This is a genomic window from Kitasatospora terrestris (assembly GCF_039542905.1).
Taxonomy (GTDB): domain Bacteria; phylum Actinomycetota; class Actinomycetes; order Streptomycetales; family Streptomycetaceae; genus Kitasatospora; species Kitasatospora terrestris.
This window is the reverse complement of the sequence record NZ_BAABIS010000001.1, coordinates 1387778-1410062: the sequence shown is the minus strand read 5'-3', so window position 1 is coordinate 1410062 and position 22285 is coordinate 1387778. Positions and strand designations below refer to the sequence as shown.

Here is a 22285-nt window from a genome sequence, read left to right as displayed (position 1 = left end):
CTCAGCGCCGGAACTTGTAGCCGAAGCCGCGGACCGTCTCGATCCGGTCGCGGCCGATCTTGCGGCGCAGGCGCTGGACGCACAGGTCGACCACCCGGCTGTCGCCGTCCCACCCGTACTCCCACACGTTGCGCAGCAGGGTGTGCCGCTCCAGGACCACGCCCGGGTGGGTGGTGAACTCCAGCAGCAGCTTCAGCTCGGTCGGGGTCAGGGCGACCGGGGCTCCGGCGAGCGTGACCTCCAGGCCGACCGGGTCGATGCGCAGGTCGCCGAAGGCGAGGCCCTCGTCGGCAGCGGGTTCGGGCGCGGGCGACCAGGTGGCCCGGCGCAGCAGGGAACGGATCCGGGCGACCAGGACGTAGGTGTCGACGGGCTTGACGACGTAGTCGTCCGCACCGGCTTCGAGTCCCGCGACGACGTCCAGCCCGTCGCCGCGCGCCGACATCATCAGGACGGGCACCAGGCTGGTCTCCCGTACCCGGCGGCACAGGCCGATGCCGTCCAGGCCGGGCAGCATCACGTCGAGGACGAGCAGGTCGTACGTGCCGTCGCGGAAGCGTTCGAGACCGGTCAGCCCGTCGGCGGCGGCCGTCACCCGGTAGCCGTACCGCTCCAGCGCGACGGCGAAGGAGTGGCGCATCAGTTCGTCGTCCTCCACCAGCAGCACGCGGACGGGGTGAGGCGAGGACACGGGCGGCAACTCCTGGCGGCGGGCGGGCGGGCACGGGCGGATTCGGGACGGCTCGGGCACCGCCGGAGGGCCGGTGACCTGCTGTGAACCATACGGCAGGGGTCCGCCTGAGCGGCCGTGTCGCGCCGGTCCGGCGGTGGTTCGACGTCCGATGGAGCGTCCGCGGATACGTGACCGATACAGGCCCGGCCCGCCCCCGTGGGCGGGCCGGGCGCCGGGCGACGGGCTAGAGGGTGACGGCCTTGCCGCCGATGGTGACGGCGAGGTGGCCGTCGGAGGCGAAGGACCAGGCGAGGGCGCCCGTGTAGGGGGCGCAGCGGGAGCCGTTGGAGCCGGCCCAGAACTGGTTGGTGGAGTCGGCGTCGCCGATGGTCTTGTCGTTGGAGCCGCTGACGGTGAAGCGGCAGGAGGTGTTGGAGCGGAACACCGAGGTGCCCGCGTCCCACGAGTAGTTGCGCTGGGCGTTGTCGATGCTGAGGTTGTTGGAGACCGCCATCGTGCCGGGGTTGCTGTTCCAGGTGAAGCCGTGCTTGCCGTTGTGGAACGCGATGCTGCGGCGGACGGTGTGGTTGACGGCGATGTCGTCGCCGCCGAGCTTGTAGCCGTTGCGGTCGCCGTTGGCGTTGACGGTGCCGTTGGAGAGGGTGCCGTTGTTGTAGGAGAGGGAGTCCTCGATGGTGACGGGGCCGATCGGGCCGGTGTCGGTCTTGGTGTAGAGGTCCCAGCCGTCGTCGATGTTGTTGTGGGAGACGGCGTAGCGGAAGACGTTGCCGGGGCCGACGGTGAGCTTGGCGGCGAAGCCGTCCGCGTCCTCGCCGTCGGAGTCGGCGTTGTCGTGGGACTCGGCGCTGAGGACGAGGTTGTTGGACGGCCACTGGGCGGTGGGGGTGGTGGAGGAGATCCGGCCGAGCTGCAGGCCGGAGTCGCGGTTGTAGCGGGTGACGGTCCGTTCGATGACGTTGTTGCTGCCGCCGACGTAGATGCCGTTGTCGCCGGCGCGTTCGACGGTGATGCCGTACACGTGCCAGTAGTTGCCGTTGACGGTGAGGCCGCGGTTGGCCGGGTCCTCGGTCATGGCGGAGAAGTTGAGCACCGGGGTCTCGCCGGGGTAGGCGGAGAGCGTGGTGCGGGCGGAGGCGGTGCCGTTGTTGCCGGCCGGGATGGTGATGCCCTGGGTGTAGGCGTAGGTGCCGCCGCGCAGGTAGATGGTGCCGCCGGGGGTGATGCGGGCGATCGCCGAGGTGAGCGTGGTGGGGGCGGACTGGGTGCCGGCGGCGCCGTCGGTGCCGCCCGGCGCGACGTAGAGGGCGTTCGCGGTGGGCGGGGTGGTGGTGGACGTCTCGACGTCGAGGTAGTCGAGGTTGGGCAGGCCGGCCGCGGTGGTGGGGGTGAACCGGATCGTGTTGCTGCCCGAACGGACCGGCACGGTCAGGGTCTTGGTGGTCCAGCCGGTCCAGCTGCCGGTGCTCTCGAAGCTCACCGTGGCGGTGGTGGTGCCGTTGACGACCAGGTCGGCGGGACGGGCGGTGGTGGTGCCGTTGGCGAACCGGACCTGCAGGGTCGCGGTGCCGGCGGCGGCCGCGGTGACGGTGAACTGGGCGTGGGCGCCGGTGGCGTTGGTGCCGTTGCAGAAGCCGGCGCCGGAGAAGCCTGTCCAGTCGGAGTCGACGGTGCCGGTGCAGACGGCGGGGGAGGCCTCGGCCTCGTAGCGCGTGGTCGCGGCCTGGGCCGGGCCGGTCGACAGCACGGTCACGGTGCCGGCCAGCAGGGCGGCGGATGCTATGACGGACCTCAGGTGCACGTTCGTCTCCAGGTGGGGTGGGGGTGAAACGAGCGGGAGGAGCAACTGCCCGGCAGAGGCTGGCGGGATCCATGATTCATGGATGTGAACTCCGCCTGAGGGTGGGCTTCTGACGGGCCGAAAGGTTGCGCGCTCAAGGACAGTAGGGGGCGTTTTCGGGTGCGTCAATAGACTGTCATGTGATTGCTGTTCGCATATGTGAACCGAGAGAGGGTGGAGCGGCCGAGAATGCGACGGCGCCCCGGACGCGGGGGTCCGGGGCGCCGTGACTGCGGACTCATGCGGCCGGTTCGACGTCGTCCTGGTCGGATGCCGCGCCGTACACGTTGTCCGGGCTGATCAGCTGGGTGATCGCGCGGCCGAACAGGGTGCTGGGATTCTCTCCGCCCGACTGGATGTCGGTGTTGGTCAGGATGACCACGCTTGCCTTCAGGCTCGGCAGGTAGATGGTCAGGCTCTGGTAGCCCGGCAGGGACCCCGCGTGCCCGATCCAGCCGTGGTTGATGTCGATGCCCAGGCCGTAGAAGTCGCCGGGGGCACCGGTGGGGAGGGCGTCGAGGCGCTCCGCCTGGGTCTCCGGCTTGAGGAGCCTGCCCGTCGCCACGTTCTCGGCCCATGCGTGCATGTCGTCGAGGTTCGAGATCATGGCGCCCGCCGCCCAGCCCCAGCTCGGGTTCCAGTGCGTCGCGTCCGTCTCGGCGCCGGTCGCCGTCAGGTCGGTGTACCCGTGGGCGTACGGCCGGGGGAGCTCCGCGGCCTTCGGGAGGAAGGTGTGGGGCAGGTGGCTCGGCTTGGTGATCATCTCCTTGAACGCGCGCTGCAGGGAGTGGTGGGTGAGCTTCTCGACCACCAGGCCGAGCAGGACCGTATTGGTGTTGGAGTAGTCGAACTGCGTTCCCGGCGCGAATTTGTTCTCGTGCGAGAATGCGACCTGAAGGAGTTCTTCGGGCTTCCACTGCCGGTACGGATCGTCCAGGAAGGCCTGCTTCTGCCACTCCGGGTCCTGCGTGTAGGAGAACAGGCCGCTGCGCATGTTGGCGAGCTGGCGCAGCGTGATGTGGTCGCCGTCCGGAACCCCGGGGATGTAGCGGGAGATCGGATCGTCCAGGCCGACCTCGCCGCGGTCCACCAGCTGCAGCAGCGCCGTGACGGTGAAGGTCTTGGTCTCGCTGCCGATGCGCATGTTCAGGTCGGAGCGCATCGGGTCGCAGTCGCTCTTGTCCGCGACGCCGAACGCGCGTACGTAGCTGAGCTGCCCGGGGATCCACACGCCCGCGATCACGCCGGGGGCCCCTGCGCTCTGCAGGGTCGCCTGAATGGCGCGGTCGAGCTCCTCGACCACGACCGGCGACCCCGACACCGCTTCCGGTGCCGGATTTGCCTCCGAGGAGGGACGCGCCGACCGGGCGTTCTGCGAAACGGCCGATGCTCCGGCCGGCGTTACCGCCACGGCAATGGCCAGACACGCGCACGCGAATGTCGCGGCGGCTTGCGCAATTACTCGGCGAATATGATTTTTCACCGTTTTCTTATACAACCCGGTGCGGATGCCGATCTGCCGCCACGCCCGCAGCCCCACCCTGCGTCCCCCGGTCGGCGAGGGGCGTGGGTGTCGGGACTTTGGGCCGGTGCATTGGCGACGCAGGACTCTCGGTGGGCCGCAGATCGAGGAGCAGGGTGGAGAGGTCTGGACCACTCGACTCCAGGGACGCACCATGAGTTCCACGCTCGACCGCGCAGCACGCCGCCCCGCCGACGGCGGCCCCGATCCGGCTCAGTACCGGCCCGGCCGGACCGTCACCGACTGGGACCCGGAGGACCCGGTCTTCTGGCGGTCGGTCGGCCGCCGGGTGGCGACCAGGAACCTGTGGATCGCGGTGCCCGCGCTGCTGGTGGCCTTCGTGGTCTGGCAGGTCTGGTCGGTCACCGCGACGAGTCTGACGGACGTCGGGTTCGGCCTGACCACCTCGCAGCTGTTCTGGCTGACCGCCATCCCCGGCCTGACCGGCGGCACCGCCCGGATCCTCTACACCTTCCTGGGCCCGCGGATCGGCCAGCGCCGGTTCACCGCGCTCTCCACCCTCGTGCTGGTCGCTCCGCTGCTGTGGCTCGGCATCGCGATCCAGGACACCTCGACCCCGTACGCCGTGCTCGCGGTCATCGCCGCGCTGTGCGGCTTCGGCGGCGCCAACTTCTCGTCCTCACTGGCCAACATCGGCTTCTTCTTCCCCAAGCGGGAGAAGGGCAGCGCCACCGGCATCAACGGCGGCCTGGGCAACCTCGGCGTCTCGGTGGTGCAGCTGCTCACGCCGGTGCTGATCACCTCGTCCGTGCTGGCGATCGGCTCGGCCCAGCACAAGGCCGACGGAACGCCGGTGTACCTGCAGAACGCGGCGTTCGTGTGGATCCCGGTGCTGGTGCTGCTGGCCGCGGTCAGCTGGTTCGGGCAGAACGACCTCAAGGTCGCCTCCACGCCGTTCCACCGCCAGAAGGTGATCTTCAAGCGCAAGCAGACCTGGGTGATGACCTGGCTGTACGTCGGCACCTTCGGCTCGTTCATCGGCTTCGCCGCCGCACTGCCGCTGCTGATCAAGACCGCCTTCCCCGCGTACTCGGTGGCCGCCTATGCCTGGATGGGCCCCGCGCTCGGCGCGCTCGCCCGCTGGGGCGGCGGCTGGATCGCCGACCGGCTCGGCGGTGCGAGGGTCACCCTGATCTCCTTCGCGGGCATGGCGCTGTCGATCGTCGGGGTGATCGCCTTCCTGCCGTCCGGCGGCGACGGCGGGTCCTTCTACGGTTTCTTCGCCTGCTTCCTCGCCGCGTTCTTCTTCTCCGGCATCGGCAACGGCTCCACCTTCCGGCAGATCCCGGTGATCTTCCGCAGCCGCCACCTGCGGGGCCTGGCGGAGGGGACGGCGGCGCACGACCAGGCGCTGAAGCAGGCCGAGACGGAGTCCGGCGCGGTCACCGGGTTCACGGCGGGGGTCGCGGCCTACGGGTTCTTCTTCATCCCCGCGATGTTCGCCAACTTCGCGGTCACCAGCGCCATGTGGGGCTTCGTGGTGTTCTACGCGAGCTGTCTGGTGGTGACCTGGTGGTACTACGCCCGGAAGGGCGCCGCGTACCCGAGCTGAGCGGACCGGGCGGCCGCCGCCGGAGACCGGTGGCGGCCGCCGGAGGTCAGCCGACGCGGATCAGCGCCGCCTTGGCGGTGGCGGGTTCGAGGGTGGGGCTGCCGCTCCACGTGGCGGTGTAGCCGAGGTTGAGCAGGACGGCGACGACGGGGCAGGGGCCGGTGCAGGTGGCGGTGCCGGCCGCGTTGGTGACGGCGGTGCACACCGTGGTGGTGCCGACGGCGAAGGAGATCGTGGCACCGGGGACGGGCCGCCCGGTGGTGGTGTCGGTGAGCGTGGCCGACAGGTTGAGGTTGACGCTCAGCTGGCCGGGGGCGATGGACAGCAGCAGCGGGTCTGCCGTCAGCTTGCTGGTGTCCTTGGCGTAGGCGTACCGGTCGGCGGTCACCGTGGTGCTGGTGCCGCCAACCGTGGTGACCGTGATGTCGACCGGCCCCGCGGAGGGTGCGGACGGGGCGGTGGCGGTGATGGTGGTGTCGTTGACGACGGAGAACGCGGTGGCGGGCACGGTGCCGAAAGCCACCGCGGTGGCGCCGGAGAGGTGGGTGCCGGTCACCGTGACGGCGGTGCCGCCGGCGACGGGGCCGCGGTCCGGGGCCACCCCGGTGACCGAGGGGGCCGGGACCTGGTACGTGAAGGTGCCGGCCGGGACACTGCGGCCCTTGGCGGTCAGGGAGACCCCAGCGGTTCCGGCGGCGTGCGGCGGGGCGACGGCGGTGACGGTGGTGCCGTCGACGACGGTGACGCCACTGGCGGGGGTGCCGTCGAAGGTGACGGCGGTGGTGCCGGTGAGGTTGGTGCCGGTGAGGGTGACGGTGGTGCCGCCCGTGGTCGGGCCGTGGTCGGGAGCCAGGCCGGTGACGGCGGGCAGGGCGGGCCTGCCGATCGCGAGGCCGTACGGGCGGGAGCCGGTGGGGACGGTGGTGGTGACGGTGTGCGTCGCGGTGTCGATCACCGACATGGTGTCGGAGAAGGAGTTGGCGGCGTACACCCGGGTGCCGTCCGGGTCCGCGAGGACGCCGCTGGTGCCGGCGCCGACCGCGACGGTGGCCGTCACGGTGTTGGTCGCGGTGCTCAGGACCGAGACGGAGTTGCCCAGCCGGTTGCCGACGTAGACGGACGCGCCGTCCGGGGTGACGGCGATGCCCTGCGGCTGTTGGCCGACCGGGACGGTGGCCGTGACCGTGTTGGTGGCGGTGTCGATCACCGTGAGGGTGTTGTTGTTGTAGTTCGAGACGTACACGTGGCCGCCGTCCGGGCTGACGGCGAGGCCTGACGGGTCGTTGAGCGGGACGGTCGCGACCACGGCGAGGGTGGCGGTGTCGACCAGCGACACCCTGCGGGCGGTGAAGCTGCCGACGTAGAGCAGCCCGCCGTCCGGGGACACCCCGAGCGCGGTCGGGTAGCCGCCGACCGGGACGGTGGCGGTGACCGCAAGGGAGGAGGTGTCGATCACTTCCACGCCGCCGGAACCGCCGGTGTGGGCCACGTAGACGCGAGCGCCGTCCGGAGAGATGATCACCGGCGAGGGCGCATCGCCCACGGGGACGGTGGCCGCGACCGAGTTGGTGGCGGTGTCGATCACCGACACGGAGTCGCTGCCGTTGTTGACGACCCAGGCCTGCGAGCCGTCGGGGGTGAGCGCCACGCCCATCGGCGAGGAGCCGACCGCGATGGTCGCGACGGTCGCCCCGGTCGCCGAGTCCACGGCGGAGACGGAGGCGCCGGCCTGGTTGGCGACGTAGAGCAGCTGTCCCGGGCCGGCCGCGTGCGCGGGCACAGCCGGAAGCCCTGCGGCGGCCGCACCCAGGAGCGCGCTCGCCAGCGCGCCCGCCACACCTCGCCGAAGGCGGCGCAGCCGCCCGCCGGGTGCGGGTGGGTTGTCGAGGGCCAGTGGCATGGGTTCCACCTTTCGGAGGGAACTGACCGGATGTCGTCGATCCGGTTTCAATTCATCCTAGGAAAGGCTTGTTTGATGATTCGTCAGATGATCGGATCTGATTGGAGGTGGCTCTTCGGGGGTCACATGGTGACCGATCCGGACCGGCCCGAGCCTGTGGATCACCGCTCGGCTCAGCTGCGGCGGGCGAGGAAGAGGTAGGTCCGCCAGGGGAGGGTGAGCCGGCCGCCGAGCTCGGTGGTGACGGTCTCCTCCAGGTCCTTCACCAGGTCGTCGCGGACGCCGTCGGGCAGGACCAGGAGCTGGGAGGTGGTCGCGCGGTAGGACGCGAACTCGGCCGCCTCCCACTCCTGGTGCCAGTCGTAGGTGAGCAGTTCCAGGCCGTGGAAGCCGTAGTGCGCGGCGGTTCGGGCGGTCGGCCAGACCTCGGGGCCGAGCCCGCCGTCGTCCCGGGCCTCCTGGCCGTGCCGGGCGAACGCCGCCTCCACGGCCTCGTGTCCGGGCATCGCCTCCCACTGCTCGACGTTCCACAGCAGGGCCAGCAGTCCGTTGGGCGCGAGCGCCTCCGCGGCCTTGCGCCAGCACCGGTCCTGGTCGAACCAGTGCCACGCCTGCGCGCAGACCAGCCCCGAACCGCGGAACGGTGGCCGCCACTCCTCGAACGGCTCGACGTGGACGCCCAGTCCGCGGAGCCCGGCCTCCGCGTGGGCCCGCAGCATCACCGTCGCCATGCCGAGGTCCGGCTCCACGGCGGTGACCTGCACTCCGCGGGCCGCCAGCAGGCGGGTCGCCTTGCCGGTGCCCGCGCCGGGCTCGACCACGGTCGTCCCGGGCAGCCGGTCGACGATCTCCTCGATGGCCGGCGCCGGGTAGGTCGGGCGGGCGAGGTCGTACAGCGGCGCGGCCGGGCCGTAGCTGCGGGCCCGCCGGGCCCACATCTCGGGTGCGTTCACTGGGCGTTCCTTCGGGCGGGAGGCGGGAGGCGGGAAGCCGGCCGCGGGGCCGGGCCGGTGGACGGGTGGGACCGATGTGGGTGGGGCGGTCTACGGCTTGGCGGGCCGGTCCGGGCGGGGGACGAACAGGGCGGCGGCCGCCGCGCCGAGTCCGGCCAGGACGGCGGCCAGCAGGGCGATCCGCAGTCCGGCGGCGGACGGGTGCGCGGTGCCGTCCGCGGTCGTGGTGGTCATGGCCGCCAGGACCGCGCTGACCACCGCGCTGGCCACCGAGGCGCCGATCGAACGGACCAGCGTGTTCAGACCGTTGGCGGCAGCCGTCTGGGACTCGGGGGTGGCGGCGACGATCAGCGCCGGCATCGCGGCGAACGCCAGCGCCAGGCCCGCCCCGACGATCACCGCGAGGACGGTCAGCCACCAGCCGCCACCCAGCAGCGGGATCCCCGTCGCGTACCCGGCGGCGATCACCAGCGCGCCGATCACCAGCGTCGCCCGGGCGCCCCAACGCGTCGACACCGCGGGCGACATCAGCGCGACGGCCATCATGACGACACCGGCTACGGACTGCAGCAGTCCGGTCTGCACCATCGAGAAGCCCGCCCCGTACCCGGTGGCGGGCGGTGCCTGGAGGATGTGCGGCAGCACCAGCGAGATCACGAACATCGCGAAACCGACCAGCAGGGTCGCCGCGTTGGTGGCCAGCACCGGTCGGCTCGCCGAGGTGCGCAGGTCCACCAGCGGCTGGGCGGTGCGCAGCTCGTACCGCACCCACCAGGCGGCCGTGGCGGCGCCGAGCAGGGCGGCGGTCAGGGTCGGGGCGCTGGTCCAGCCCCAGCCGCGGCCCTTGGAGAGGGCGAGCAGCAGGCAGACCAGCGCGACCGTGAGCCCCAGCGCCCCCGCCCGGTCGAACCGGCCGCCGTACCGGGGGCCGCCCGGCACGTACCGGGCCGCCAGCAGCAGGTTGGCCAGGCCGAGGCCGGCCACCGCCCAGAACAGCACGTGCCAGTCGGCGTGCTGGGAGAGGAACGCCGAGAACGGGAAGCCGACGGTGGAGCCGACACCGACCGTGGCACTCATCACCGCCAGCGCCCGGCCGAGCCGCTCGCGCGGCACCTGCTCGCGCATGATGCTCAGGCCCAGCGGCAGCGCGCCCGCCCCGCACCCCTGCAGCGCCCGCCCGGCGATCAGCACCTCCGCCGAGCCGGCCAGCGCGCAGAGCACCGAACCGGCCACCATCAGCGCCAGGCACCACAGCAGCACCTGGCGCTTGCCGCGCATGTCGCCGAGGCGTCCGCTGACCGGGGTGCACACGGCCGCGACCAGGAGGGTGGCGGTGACCGTCCAGGAGGCGTTGGCCGCCGAGGTGTCGAGCAGCCTGGGGAGGGAGGGCAGCAGCGGGATGGGCACGGTGTTGACGAGTGCGGCGGTGAAGCCGCCCAGCGCCAGGACGGGGACGGCGATGCCGCTTCCGGTCGCGGCCCCGGCCGTTGGGGCGGGTGGTGTCCCGGTGCCGGCCGGTGCTCCTGCGGTGGGTGCCATGGGGACGACGACCTCCAAGGTGGTGGGGGAGGTGCCCGCCCGCCTCGGAAGGCGGGCGGGCGGATGCTCCGGGGGTTCAGGCGGTCCGTTGGGCGACGGCGCGGGCGACGGCGCGGACGGTCGGTTCGCGCATGAAGTCGCCGAGCGGGTGCTGGTACCCGAACCGGTCGCGGATCCGGCTGAGGATCCGCACGGCCTTCAGCGAGTTGCCGCCGAGCTCGAAGAAGGACCGGTCGAGCGGGACCGACTCCAGCCGCAGCTCGGTGCACCACATCAGGTGCAGGGCCTGCTCGGTCGGGTCGGCGGGGGCGTCGACGGCCGCCGGTCCAGGCTGTGCCGCGACCGGGTCCGGCAGGGCGTCCGCACGCAGCTTGCCGCTGGCGTTCACCGGCAGCCGGTCCAGCCGCACCCAGTGGTCGGGGACGAGGTAGGGCGGCAGGGCGGCGGCGAGTGCAGTGCGCAGCGGCGCGCTCCACCGGCGATCGCGGTCGCGGTCGGTGTCGGGGCCCGGGTCGGTGTCGAGGGCCGGGGCGACCACGTACGCCACCAAGTGGGCCTCGCCGTCGCCGTCGCCGTCCCGGCGGGCGAGGACGGCCGCGTCCTGGACGCCCGGCAGCTGGGCGAGTGCCCACTGCACCTCGCCGGGCTCGACCCGGTGGCCGCGGATCTTCACCTGTTCGTCGGTGCGGCCGAGGAACTCCACCGTGCCGTCGGCGCGCAGCCGGACCAGGTCGCCGGTGAGGTAGCGCCGCCCGGTGTCCGCGTCGTCGGCGAAGCGTCGTGCGGTGAGGGAGTCGTCGCCGAGGTAGCCGAGGGCCAGTCCCGGTCCGCCGAGGGCGAGTTCGCCGACCGCGCCGACCGGCACGGGCCGTCCGGCGGCGTCCACGATGTGCACGGCCGCGTTGTCGACCGGCCGGCCGATCGGGATGCGCGCCTCGTCCAGGTCGGTGACGCGGTGCGAGAGGGCGATGACCGAGGCCTCGGTGGGGCCGTACTCGTTGAACAGCGCGACCGAGGGGTGCCCGTCCAGGAAGCGTCGCAGCGCCGGGGTGGCGACCAACTGCTCCCCTGCCAGCCGGACTTCGCGCAGCGATGGGACGTCCAGACCGTGCTCGACCAGGTAGCGGAACGGGGTGCCCGCCATGTGCAGCCGCTCCACGCCGTGGCGGCGCATCGCGGCGGACAGCTCCGCGGGGTCGCCGCGCAGCTCCTCGGGGACGAGGACGAGGGCGGCGCCGGATGCGAGCGTCCCGAAGATCTCCTGGACGCTCACGTCGAAGCCGGTCGAGGTCCACTGCAGGGTGCGCAGTGCGGGCCCGCTGCGCAGTTGCCAGCGCACCAGGTTGACCGGGCCCCGGTGCGGCACCAGCACGCCCTTGGGTCGACCGGTCGAGCCGGAGGTGAAGATGCAGTACGCCGGGGACTCCGGGTCGAGGGCGCTCTGCGGCCGGGTCACGGGCTGCGAGGAGCGGTCCTCGTCCACCAGGACGGTGGGCAGTGCGTGGGCGGTCGAGTCGGCGCTGTCCGTCAGGAGCAGGGCGGCGTCGGAGGCGGACAGGCAGTGGGCGAGCCGTTCGGCGGGCAGCGAGCGGTCCAACGGCAGGTACGCGGCACCGGACTTGAGGACGGCCAGCAGCGCGACGACCAGCTCGGGACCGGCCGGCAGGCTGACACCGACCAGCGTGCCGGGACCGGCTCCGTGATCGGTGAGCGCGTGCGCGAGCCGATTGGCGGATTCCTCCAACTCCCCGTAGGTGACGGTGAATCCGTCGCCGATCAGGGCGGGTGCCTGCGGGTCGGTGTCGACGCTGCGCTCCACCAGCTGGTGCAGCAGCTCGGTGGACGCGCCGGTGTCCGCGCCCTGGAGGGCCGCGAGTGCCGCCCGGTCGGCGGCGGTCGGCGCGGTGAGCGCCGACAGCGGAGCCGGTCCGGCCTGGCGCAGCACCTGCTCCAGGTAGCCGAGGATCCGACGGACCGTCGACTCCTCGAACTTCGCGGCGTCGTACTCCACCGCGCAGCGCAGGCCCTGCTGGTGGCGGGTCAGGTAGAAGGTGAGCTCGAACGGGGCGCGGTCACTCGGCAGATCGACGGACTCGACGGCCAGCGCGGGCGGGGCGAACTCCAGCGGGGTGTGGTTCTCGTACTCCACCATCACCCCGAACAGCGGGTTGGCGCCCGCGACCCGCTCCGGGTTGAGCGCCGCCACCAGCTCGTCGAACGGCACGTCCTGGTGCTCGTACGCGTGCAGGGACCGCTCGCGCACCCGCCGGACCAGCTCGTCGAAGCCCGGGTCGCCGGCGAGGTCCATCCGCAGGACGACCGTCTCGATGAACATGCCGATCCGGTCCTCGGTGCCTTCGGGCCGGTTGGCCACGGCGGTGCCGAGCATGAAGTCGTCCTGCCCGGCGAGCCGTCCCAGCACCGTGCCGAGCCCGGCGAGCAGCACCATGAACGGCGTTGCGCCGACCGAGCGGGCGAACGCCGAGACGCTGTCGGCGAGTTCCGGTCCGAACTCGTGCAGCAGGCTGCCGCCGCGGGCGCCGGACACGCTTGCCGCGGTCGGGCGGTCGGTGGGCAGTGCCAGGACCGGCGCCCCCGACAGCTCCTTCAGCCAGAACTCCAGGCTGCGGGCGGCCGACGCCGGCTCGGCGGGCAGCTCCGCGGTGAGCGGAGCGAGACCCGTCGGCGGCTGGGGCCATGAGCGGTAATGCGCGGCCAGATCGCGGCAGAACACCTCGGTGGACGCCGAGTCGAAGACGATGTGGTGGGCCAGCAGGAACAGCACGTGCCGCTCCGGCGCCAGCCGGGCCAGCCTGAGCCGGACCAGCGGCCCGGTCGCCAGGTCCAGGACGGTCTCCCGTTCGTCGGCCAGCAGCCGGGCGAACGCCTCCTCGTCCGGCAGGCCGCTCAGGTCGACCAGCGGGCACGGCAGCGGCGCGGGCGGGAGTTCCAGTTGGTGGAGCTCGCCGCCGATCTCGCGGAACACGGTGCGCAGCTGCGGGTGGCGGGCCGCCACCCGGTCGAGCGCGCCGCGCAGCGCCTCGATGTCGAGCGGGCCGGTCAGGACGAGCGCCTTGGGCTCGTGGTAGTCGGTGCGGCCCGGGTACATGCGGTCGACCAGCCACAGTCTGCGCTGGGCGGGCGTGGCTGGTGCTCCCGCGTCCGCGCCCGACTCCGTCGGGGCCGGGGCCGCGGCCACCGGGACGGGCAGGGGCGCGGCGGTGCGCGGCCCCGGGAGTTCCCGGCTACTGGTGACCCGCGAGGGGACGAAGGTCGGGGCGGCCGACGCGGGCGGGTACGAGGGCGTCGCGGAGGCGGGCGTCAGGGGCTTCGCGGATGCGGGCGCGGGAGCGGCGGCGTGGGCGGGGACGGTACCGACCCGGTCCGGCGCGGGCCGGTGGAGGTCGCGCAGCCGGGCCAGCAGGGGGAGGGCCGTCAGCAGACGGTCGGTCGGCACGCCGAAGTCGACGAAGCAGGCGATCTCGTCCGCGCCCGCCGCGACCACCGCCTCGGCGATCGGCAGGCAGCTCTCCGGGCTGCCGATCAGCGCCCGGTCCTCGCAGTAGCGGTCGAACGCGCGGTCCAGCAGGAAATCGACGTCCTCGGGGTCGGCCTGGTCCAGCTCCGCGCCGAGTCCGAGGCTCTGGGCGAAGCCGCCGAGCAGGGACAGCGAGGAGCGCAGGTACGAGCGGAACGGCGCGGCCGCCTCCCGGCGGGCCTGCAGTGCGTCCGCGGCGAGGTAGCTGTGCATCAGGACGACCACCCGGCCGCCCGCCGGGTCGAGCCCGTGCTCGGCGCGGGTGCGGCGGTAGAGCGCGATGTTGGCGGTCAGGTCGGCCACGCTCTGGGTCATCAGGTTGGTGACGATCCCCAGCCCGCCGGCGGCGGCCCGGCGGTAGCTGTCCGGGTTGCCCACCACCGCGACGAACATCGGCGGCTGCGCCTGCACCGGACGGGGGAACAGCCCCACCTCGATCGTCGCGCCGGTGCCCGAGACGGCCTTCACCTGCTCGCCGGCCCAGAGCCTGCGAACCGTGTCGATCCCCTCGTACATCAACTCCCGGTGACGGCCGTAGTTCTGGGGCGCGAGTACGAAGTCGTCCGCGTGCCAGCCCGACGCGACGCCGATGCCGGCCCGGCCGTGCGAGAGGTTGTCCACCACCGACCACTCCTCCGCGACCCGGATCGGGTCGTGCAGCGGCAGGACCACCGAACCGGCGTTCAGCCGGATCCGGGAGGTACGGGTGGCGACCGCCGCCGCGAGGACGGACGGGTTGGGGAAGATCCCGCCGAAGGAGTCGAAGTGCCGCTCCGGCAGCCACAGTGCGTGGAAACCGCTGAAGTCCGCGAACTCGGCGGCGGCGAGGACGTGTTCGTACTTGCCGACGGCCTGCTGGTCCGGGTAGTCGCCGAAGAAGTACAGGCTGTAGTCGCAGGCGGACGGACCGGTTGGCGGACAGGCGGCGGGAACGGCGGCGCTCGGCGCGACGGGTTGCGCGACAGGTTGCGCGGCCGGGGCGGACGCGGCGGTGGGCGTTTCGGCAGATGCGGTGGTGGACGGTGTGACGGGCGCGGCGGTCGCCCAGAGCGAGAGCTGCCGGTCCATCAGGCCGGTTACCTGGGAGAACATGTCCTGAGCGACGCGCAGCTGGGTCTCGCACAGCTGGGCGAGCTCACCGCCGACGGGCTGTGCGGTGGGGGAGGAGGAGGTGGGCACGGCTGGTTCGACTCCCGAGGTACGGACGGGGGCGGCGGGCTCCGGCAGGCCGGTCGGTGCGGCCGGGTGGGCGGAGGCGGCCGGGCGGGTCGGAACGCTCGCGGGTGCGGGTGCGGGTGCGGGTGCGGGTGCGGGTGCGGGTGCGGGTGCGGCTGTGCGCGTGGGCGTCGGCGTCGGCGGGGCGGGAGGCTGGGCGCCGCGAGTGGCGAGGGCCTCGGCCAGGCGGCGCGGGGTGTCCGTCTCGTCGAAGAAGGACCGCATCGGAACGCGCACTCCCCACTCCTTCTCCACCCGGCGGGCGAGGCCCACGAGCGAGAGCGAGTCGCCGCCGAGGGCGACGAACGTCCGGTCGGCGTCCAGGGCGGCCGGGTCGAGACCGAAGCGCTCGGCCGTCAGCCGGTTCACCTGGTCGAGCAGCGCGTCCGTAGCGGGCGCGGTTGCAGGCGCGGGTGCGGCGCCCGTGGCAGGCACTGGCGCGTGCACGGGCAGGACGGCCTCCGGGCGCGGCGCCGGGACGGTGACGGTGGACCCGGACGGCACCCGCCGGGTGAACCTGGTCCGCCGGAAGGGGTACCCCGGCAGCGCGACGTTGTGCCCGCCGTCCGTGAGCCGCGCCCAGTCGAGCGGGTGGCCCGCGCAGTGGAGTTCACCGGCGGCCAGCATCAGCGCCGTGTCCTGCTGCTCGTCGCGCAGCTGGGACGAGGCCCAGGTGAGTTCCGGCAGTGCGCGTCGGCCGAGGCGGGTGAGGTCGTCCTGCGGGCCGAGTTCGAGGACCGTCGCGCAGCCGCTCGCGTGCAGCCCGGCCAGTGCCAGGTCGAAGCGGACCGGCACCCGCGCCTGCCGGACCAGGTACTCGGCGGGCGGGACGGCGCCGGCCTCCAGCCGCAGGCCGTCCGCTGCGGTGATCATCGGTACGGCCAGCGGGGCGAGTGTGCAGGCGGCGACCGCCTCGGCGAGTGGCTGCAGGACCACGTCCAGCATGCCGCTGTGGAAGGCCCGGTCGACCGGCAGTCGGCGTGCCTCCACGCCCAGCCGGTCGAGGACGTCCTCGGCGGTGCGCAGCGCGAGCGGCGTACCCGAGACGACGAACGTCCCGCCGCCGTTGCGGGCGGCGAGCTCCGCCCCGCTCTCGCGGGCCACGCGTTCGGCGACGGCCGTGTCGGCGCGGAAGGCGAGCATGCCGCCCTCCGGCACCGCGGTCTGCATCAGCTGCCCGCGCCGGGCGGCCAGCCGGACGGTGTCAGCGAGCGACAGCGCTCCGGCGGCGTACAGGGCGGAGATCTCGCCGAGGCTGTGCCCGACGACGAGCGCCGGCTGGACGCCCCAGGCCCGCCACTGCTCGGTCAGCGCGATTTGGAGCGCGACCAGGGCGGGCTGGCCGAGCGAGGTCGGCAGCGCCTCGTCCGCGATTCCGTCGGCGTCCAGCAGTGCGGCCAGCAGGCCCGGTTCACCGGTGGCGTCGCGGTGGGCGTCCTCGCAGCGGTCCAGCGTCTCGCGGACGACGGGCAGGACCGCGTACAGCTCGCGGGCCATGCCGCGGCGGGCGGAACCCTGGCCGCTGAACGCGAAGGCGATCGGACCGGGCGTGGCCGCCCCCGGGGTGCCCAGCCGGAAGAGTCGTCCTGGTCCCGTGCTCGCGCCATTGGCCAAGCCGTCCAGGGCGAGAGCGAGTTCGGCGGCGGAGGCACCGGCGACCGCCGCCCGGACGGCGAGGCGGGGCCGGCCCGCGTGGGTGGCCGCGACGTCCGCAGCGGCGGTGTCGGGAGTGCCGCGCAGGTGGGCGGAGAGCTCGGCGGCGGACCGCCGGACGGCGTCCTCGTCGCGGCCGGAGAGCGGCACCACGCGCGCACCGGGCGCCGGGGCACGGTCCCGGGTGCGGACCGGCGCCTCCTCCAGCACCGCGAAGGCGTTGGTGCCGCCGACGCCCAGCGCGTTGACCCCGGCCCGCAGGACGGTCGAGCCGCCGGGTGCGGACGGTAGCGGTCCCGCCTCGGTGGCGAGGTACAACGGGCTTCCTTCGAGGGCGAGTTCGGGGTTGGGCCGGTCGAGCGCACGGGTGGGGACCAGCTCGCGGTGGCGCAGCATCAGGATCACCTTGATCAGCGCGGCCATGCCCGCGCAGCTGTCCAGGTGGCCGATGGAGGCCTTCACCGACCCGACGGCGCAGAACCCGACGGGCCCGTCCGGGGCGTCGGTGGCGAGTGCCTTGGCGAGTGCGGCGAACTCGACCGGGTCGCCGACCGGGGTGCCGGTGCCGTGGGCCTCGACGTAGCTGAGGTCGCTGCCGCGAACTCCGGCCCGCTGCAGCGCCGTTCGGACCACCTCGACCTGGCCCTGCACACTGGGTGCGGTGAAGCCGATCTTCCGGGCGCCGTCGTTGTTCACGGCGGTGCCGGTGATCACGGCGAGCACCGGGTCGCCGTCGGCGAGGGCTGCGGCGAGCGGCTTGAGCAGGACGACGGCGACGCCGTTGCCCCCGACGGTCCCGTCAGCGTCCGCGTCGAACGGCCGACAGGCCCCGGTGGGGGAGAGGACCGACTCTGGGTGGTACCGGTAGCCAGCGCCCTGCGGGAGCTGGAGCGAGGCCGCTCCGGCCAGGACGAGGTCGGCGTCGCCCTCGCGCAGGGCCTGGACGGCGAGGTGCACGGCGACCAGCGAGGTGGAGCACGCGGTGCGCACGCCGATCGCGGGGCCGGAGAGGCCGAGCCGGTACGATACCCGGGAGGCCAGGTAGTCCGGCAGGCTGCCGAGTGCGGCCTGCATGCCGTCGGCGAGTTCGGGGTCGGGCGCGGCGGTGTCGGACTGGTAGCCCGTCAGATTCGCCCCTTCGCCCGCGTAGACGCCGATCCGCGTCCCGGCCGGGGCGTCCGCGTAGCCCGCGCTCTCCAGGGCGTGGTAGCTGCACTCCAGGAACAGGCGGTGGGCGGGGTGGGTGAGTTCGGCTTCGCGTGGGCTCATGCCGAAGAACTCGGGGTCGAACTCGTCGGCCCCGGCCAGGAATCCGCCGACCGGCACCCGGTCGGGAGAGGAGATCTCCGCTTCCGAGAGCCCGGCCGCGCGCAACTGCTCGGGGGTGAACGCGGTGAGATGGCCCGTGCCGGCCCGCAGGTTCGCCCAGTACTCCTCCGGGGTGGCGGCGCCGGGGAGGCGCAGCCCCATGCCGATCACCGCGATCGGCGCACCGGCGGGTACCGGCTCCCCCGGGGAGTCCCCGCGGGCCGCGGGCGCGGCCTCGATACCGAGGTCGGCGAGGTGGTCGGCGAGACCGGCGACGGTGGGGTGCTCGAAGAAGGTGGCGAGGGGCAGGTCGATGCCGAGCCGCTCGCCGAGCAGGCGCCGCAGCCGCACCACCGAGACCGAGCCCAGGCCGAGTTCGTAGAACGGGCGGCGGTCGTCGCCGCCCGCCGGGTCCAGGGTTACGGGGGCGAGCGCGCCCACTTCGACGCGCAGCAGGGCCCGCAGAGCTGCGGGGTCCACCGTCCGTGCTTCCGGCGAAGCCGAAGCCGCAGCTGGGGCTGAAGCCGGGGCGGGATCCAGGGGTGGGGTCGAGAGGGGAGCCGGGGCCGGAGCAGAGGCGGTAGGCGGGGTCGAAGCCGCGGTGGGGGCCGGGGCGGGGGTGGCAGTCGACGACGGCGCGGTGAGCCGGGCGGCGAGCTCGCGCCGCTGGACCTTGCCGCTGGAGGTACGCGGGAACTCCGCCGCCGCCAGCGGGACGATGTGGCGCGGGAAGAGGCCGAGACGGCGCAATACCTCGCGGCCGATCTCCGCGCGGGTCTCCTCGACCGGGCGGTCACCGGTCGGCGCGAAGAACAGGGCGAGCGCCTCCGTCCCGAGCTCCTCGTCGGGTACGCCGCACGCGGCCGCGCCACCGGCGGCGACGCCGGGCACCGCCTCGACCACGGCCTCGATGGCGTGGCACGGGTGGTTCTCGCCGTTGATGATGACGATGTCCTTCTGCCGGCCGATCATCACCGCCTGGCCGTCGCGGATGAACGCCAGGTCGCCGGTGTCCAGCCAGGGTAGGCCGCCGTCCTCGGCGGCGACGAAGGTCCGGGCGTTGGCCTCGGGGTTGGCGAGGTAGCCGGGGGTGTTGCGGATCGACCGGACCTGGAGCAGGCCGACCGTCCCCTCGTCGACGATCCGGCCGTCCGCGTCGACCACGCGCAGGCTGGCGCCCGGGGCGGGCGCGCCGACGGCGACGAAGGTGGTGCACAGGTCGTCCGGGACGTCCTCGCCCGCGGCGACGGTCGCGCCGCCGAGGCTGTCGGTGCGCAGCCGGTGCAGGCTGCCGGGGGCGCGGTAGCGGCTCCAGCTGATCGCGGTGGTGGTCTCGGTCATGCCCCAGCACGGGACGAAGCAGTCCGGGTCGACGCCGTACGGCGCGGTGGCTGCCAGGAAGCCGTCCACCACCCGGTCGGGGATCTGTTCGCCGCCGCTGACCAGGGTGCGGACGTGGGAGAGGTCCCAGGCGGGGGTGGCGCCCTCGGCCAGCACCGAGCGGATCAGCCGGAAGCCGAAGGCGGGTGCCCAGGTGTGGCGCGAGCGGTGCTCGGTGACCAGGTCGAACCAGCGCACCGGGTCGGCCAGCACCAGCTCGGTCGGCACCTGGACGTTCTCGCTGCCCAGGTACACCGGCAGGACGTGGTACAGCAGCAGGGCCGCGCTGGCGTCCACCGGCAGCCAGCTGAGCGTCGAGTCCTCCGCGCCCCAGCCCAGCGCCTGCCGGCTGCCGGGCAGGAAGTCGAGCAGCGCCTCGTGGGTCAGCGGGATGATCTTGGGGGTGCCGGTGCTGCCGGAGGAGAGCATCAGCAGGGCCGGCTCGCTCCCGGCCAAAGCGGGTGCGTCGGCCGAGTCGGAAACGTCCGACTCCCGCAGAGCGGTGGCGTCCAGGGTCCGCAGCCCGGCGGTGTCCGGGTGCCCGGCCAGGTCGGCGGCCCCGGCGGCGTCGGTGAGCACCCGGGGGTCCTCCAGCAGGCGGCAGGCACCGGCGACCCGCTCCACCGAGCGCACCCGGGCCTCGGCCTCGCGCCGCACGTCCACCGGCAGCGGCACGATCCCGCCGAGCACGCACGCCCAGAACGCCGGGAAGTAGTCGGCGAGTTCGAGCCCGTACAGGACGAGTGTGTCACCGGGCCGGCAGCCCTCGCTCCGCAGTGCGCCGAGCACCGCTCGGGCCCGGGCCAGCAGGTCGGGGTACGCCAGCGTGGTGGCCGTGCCGTCGGCGCCGACCACCACCGTGCCCCGGTCCGGGTGCCGCTCGGCGGCCCGCGTCAACACCGCTGCCAGCGTGGGCGGTTCGTCCTGCTCCCGCCGCAACGCCGGACCGTGGCAGATCGCCTGCCCGCGCTCGTCCGTTCGCTCGCTCATCGGTCCACGTCCCCCCGCTCAGCGGGTGCGGCGCCAGAAGGCGCCGTACCCGTCGATGTCCTTGATCTCGTCGTCGATGCCGTTGGCGCGGCGGTAGTCGTGGACGGCCTCGGCACAGACCTTGATCAGGTAGTCGTCCACGATCACGAAGCCCCCGACGGAGAGCTTCGGATAGAGGTTGGTGAGCGCGTCCATGGTCGACTCGTAGAGGTCGCCGTCGAGCCGCATCAGCGACAGGCTGCGCACCGGGGCGGTCGGCAGGGTGTCCTTGAACCAGCCCTGGAGAAAGCGCACTTGGTCATCCAGCAGCCCGTACGCCTCGAAGTTGCGGCGGACCTGCTCCAGCGGCACGCCCATCACGTCGTTGAGCAGGTGGGTCTCCAGCTCCGCGTCCCCGGGGTGGCCCTCGGGACCGACCACCGGCATGCCGCGGAAGGAGTCCGCGGCCCACACCCGGCGGTCCGTCACCCCGTGCGCGCGCAGCAGCCCGCGCAGGAAGATCGACGTGCCGCCGCGCCACACTCCGGTCTCGATGAAGTCGCCCGGGACGCCGTCCGCGAGGATCTGCTCGACGCAGTACTGCACGTTGTCCAGCCGGCGCAGGCCGACCATGGTGTGCGCGGTGCTCGGCCAGTCCAGCCCGGCGTGCCGGCTGATCGGGTCGTACGCGGTGTCCGGGGCCCAGTCGCTGGGCAGCGGCGGGTCCTCGTAGACGGTGTTGGTGAGCGTGCGCTTGAGCAGGTCGATGTAGAGCTCGACGCCGGTGTCCACGGCGGGCCTTCCTGTCGCGGCGCGCGCGGACGGACCGCTGGTCGGTGCGGGCAGCAGGTCCGCCCGGACCAGGTCGGCGGCGCGCGCGGCCTGTTCGGTGATGTAGAGGTGGCCGGCGTCCGGGAGTGTCCGGATGTCCACCGGCCGGCCCGCCGCCTCGCGCCAGTCGGCCGGGTCGAACGCCTCGGTGACCGGGTCGGCGCCGCCCCACAGGACGGTGACCGGGCAGTTCAGCGGTGTGGCGGGCGGCCGGTGTCGGTGGGCGTCCGTCAGGCGGGCGTCCTCGCGGACCAGACCGACGTAGTAGCCCATCGCGTCGCTGCTCGCCGCGATCTCCGGCGGGATGCTGCCGAGGCGCAGCAGGAAGTCGACCACCTGCGCGTCCGACGTCCCGGCGCCCCAGACCGGCCCGAAGCCGTGCTGCGGCGGCGGGCACGCCGAGACCACCAGCCGACGGGCCGGACGGAATCCCCGCTCCTGCAGCAGCCGCACGCCCTCGTACGCGATCAGCCCGCCCATGCTGTGGCCGAGCACCGCCCAATCGGCCCCGCCGGCACCGGCGGTGACGAACGCGGCGAAGTCCTTGGCGGCCTCCCCGATGCTCCGGTAGCCGGGTTCGGCGGCGCGGGTGCCGCGTCCGGCGTGCTCCATCGCCCGCACCTCGACCGCGCCCCCGAGCAGCGCCTGCCACGCGTTGAACGCCGCCGCCGTCCCGCCCGCGTGCGGAACGCAGAACAGCACCAGCCGGTCGCCAGGACCCCCCATGACCGTCAACCCTTCGCATCGGCGCAGCGCCCCCCGGCGCACGTGCTTGATCGGAAACGCCAATACAATGTCACATGCGCAATGTCATGCCAAGGGCCGAGTCGAGCGGAACGACTCTGAGGGGTGGGGAGAGCCCGCGGCCGGGGTGCGGGAGAGGGTGATGTGTTCTCCGGCCATGACGGCGGCGCTGCCGTCATGCGCCGACCACCGTCGATGCGCTCCGGGTGCTCGGCGAGGTCGGGGCCGGGCCCGACCGAGTGGACTCGGGCCGACGCGCCGTGGGCGTTCCGTCCGATGCCTCCGACCAGCGGCGGCGGGCGTGTTGGGCGAATCAGTCACGCATCGGCACACCTGAGGGCAGGCCCGTACCGGCACTGCGGAGGAACGTCTGCGACCGGGCCCCGTCCCCTCGGCCACCCCTGGGGCGCCGCAGGTGGATCCCCCGACGGTCTCTGGCGGGTTCGGGTGAGCGGCGCATGGTGATCGTCTCGGAGGGTCGAGCCCGTGGGTTCTCCTTCTGGCGGTCCGTCAAGGAGGAGTGGTGCGGGGCCCTATGACGAAGCTGAACGCCGGCGGTGCGACGGCCCGTGTGGTGCCGAGTGCACCGGGCGGGGCGAAGGCCGGTGCACCGTGGCGTATCCAGGGGT

At 73.4% G+C, this 22285-nt stretch carries 9 protein-coding genes; 1 reads left to right on the top strand and 8 read right to left on the bottom strand.

The annotated features are described in order from the left end of the window. Position 1: 1 nt before the first annotated feature. From cseB to ABEB06_RS06580, 3 genes are all read right to left on the bottom strand, one after another. Positions 2-691 carry a two-component system response regulator CseB gene (cseB, locus tag ABEB06_RS06590; protein ID WP_345695843.1) on the bottom strand — a complete coding sequence of 230 codons (690 nt, stop codon included), beginning with the start codon at positions 689-691 and terminating at the stop codon, positions 2-4. A gap of 226 nt (positions 692-917) precedes the next feature. After that, on the bottom strand, positions 918-2492 hold the full coding sequence (locus tag ABEB06_RS06585) for a carbohydrate-binding protein (RefSeq protein ID WP_345695842.1): 1575 nt from the start codon (positions 2490-2492) through the stop codon (positions 918-920). 277 nt (positions 2493-2769) lie between these two features. Continuing rightward, complete coding sequence (locus tag ABEB06_RS06580) at positions 2770-4071, bottom strand: serine hydrolase domain-containing protein (protein ID WP_345695841.1); 1302 nt, start codon at positions 4069-4071, stop codon at positions 2770-2772. 136 nt (positions 4072-4207) lie between these two features. On the opposite strand from ABEB06_RS06580, the gene ABEB06_RS06575 reads away from it, so the two are divergent. Further along, positions 4208-5626, top strand: coding sequence for a NarK family nitrate/nitrite MFS transporter (locus ABEB06_RS06575; protein ID WP_345695840.1), 1419 nt, complete (start codon positions 4208-4210; stop codon positions 5624-5626). A gap of 46 nt (positions 5627-5672) precedes the next feature. On the opposite strand, the gene ABEB06_RS06570 is transcribed toward ABEB06_RS06575, so the two are convergent. The 5 genes from ABEB06_RS06570 to ABEB06_RS06550 all read right to left on the bottom strand — a co-directional run bounded on the left by ABEB06_RS06570 (position 5673) and on the right by ABEB06_RS06550 (position 21638). Next, positions 5673-7526: an IPT/TIG domain-containing protein gene (locus tag ABEB06_RS06570; RefSeq protein ID WP_345695839.1), complete on the bottom strand. Its 1854-nt coding sequence runs from the start codon at positions 7524-7526 to the stop codon at positions 5673-5675. Positions 7527-7699: 173 nt separating this feature from the next. Continuing rightward, positions 7700-8479, bottom strand: a complete 780-nt coding sequence (locus tag ABEB06_RS06565; protein ID WP_345695838.1) for a class I SAM-dependent methyltransferase — start codon at positions 8477-8479, stop codon at positions 7700-7702. A gap of 90 nt (positions 8480-8569) precedes the next feature. After that, on the bottom strand, positions 8570-10018 hold the full coding sequence (locus ABEB06_RS06560) for an MFS transporter (protein WP_345695837.1): 1449 nt from the start codon (positions 10016-10018) through the stop codon (positions 8570-8572). 76 nt (positions 10019-10094) lie between these two features. Continuing rightward, positions 10095-20102, bottom strand: a complete 10008-nt coding sequence (locus ABEB06_RS06555) for a non-ribosomal peptide synthetase/type I polyketide synthase (protein ID WP_345695836.1) — start codon at positions 20100-20102, stop codon at positions 10095-10097. Positions 20103-20120: 18 nt separating this feature from the next. Then, positions 20121-21638, bottom strand: coding sequence for an alpha/beta fold hydrolase (locus ABEB06_RS06550; RefSeq protein ID WP_345695835.1), 1518 nt, complete (start codon positions 21636-21638; stop codon positions 20121-20123). Positions 21639-22285: the final 647 nt, after the last annotated feature.

Coding starts and splice junctions, on each gene's coding strand:
- ABEB06_RS06575 (WP_345695840.1), top strand. CDS start 4,208: ATGAGTTCCACGCTCGACCGCGCAGCACGCCGCCCCGCCGACGGCGGC.
- ABEB06_RS06570 (WP_345695839.1), bottom strand. CDS start 7,526: ATGCCACTGGCCCTCGACAACCCACCCGCACCCGGCGGGCGGCTGCGC.
- ABEB06_RS06560 (WP_345695837.1), bottom strand. CDS start 10,018: ATGGCACCCACCGCAGGAGCACCGGCCGGCACCGGGACACCACCCGCC.
- ABEB06_RS06555 (WP_345695836.1), bottom strand. CDS start 20,102: ATGAGCGAGCGAACGGACGAGCGCGGGCAGGCGATCTGCCACGGTCCG.
- ABEB06_RS06550 (WP_345695835.1), bottom strand. CDS start 21,638: ATGGGGGGTCCTGGCGACCGGCTGGTGCTGTTCTGCGTTCCGCACGCG.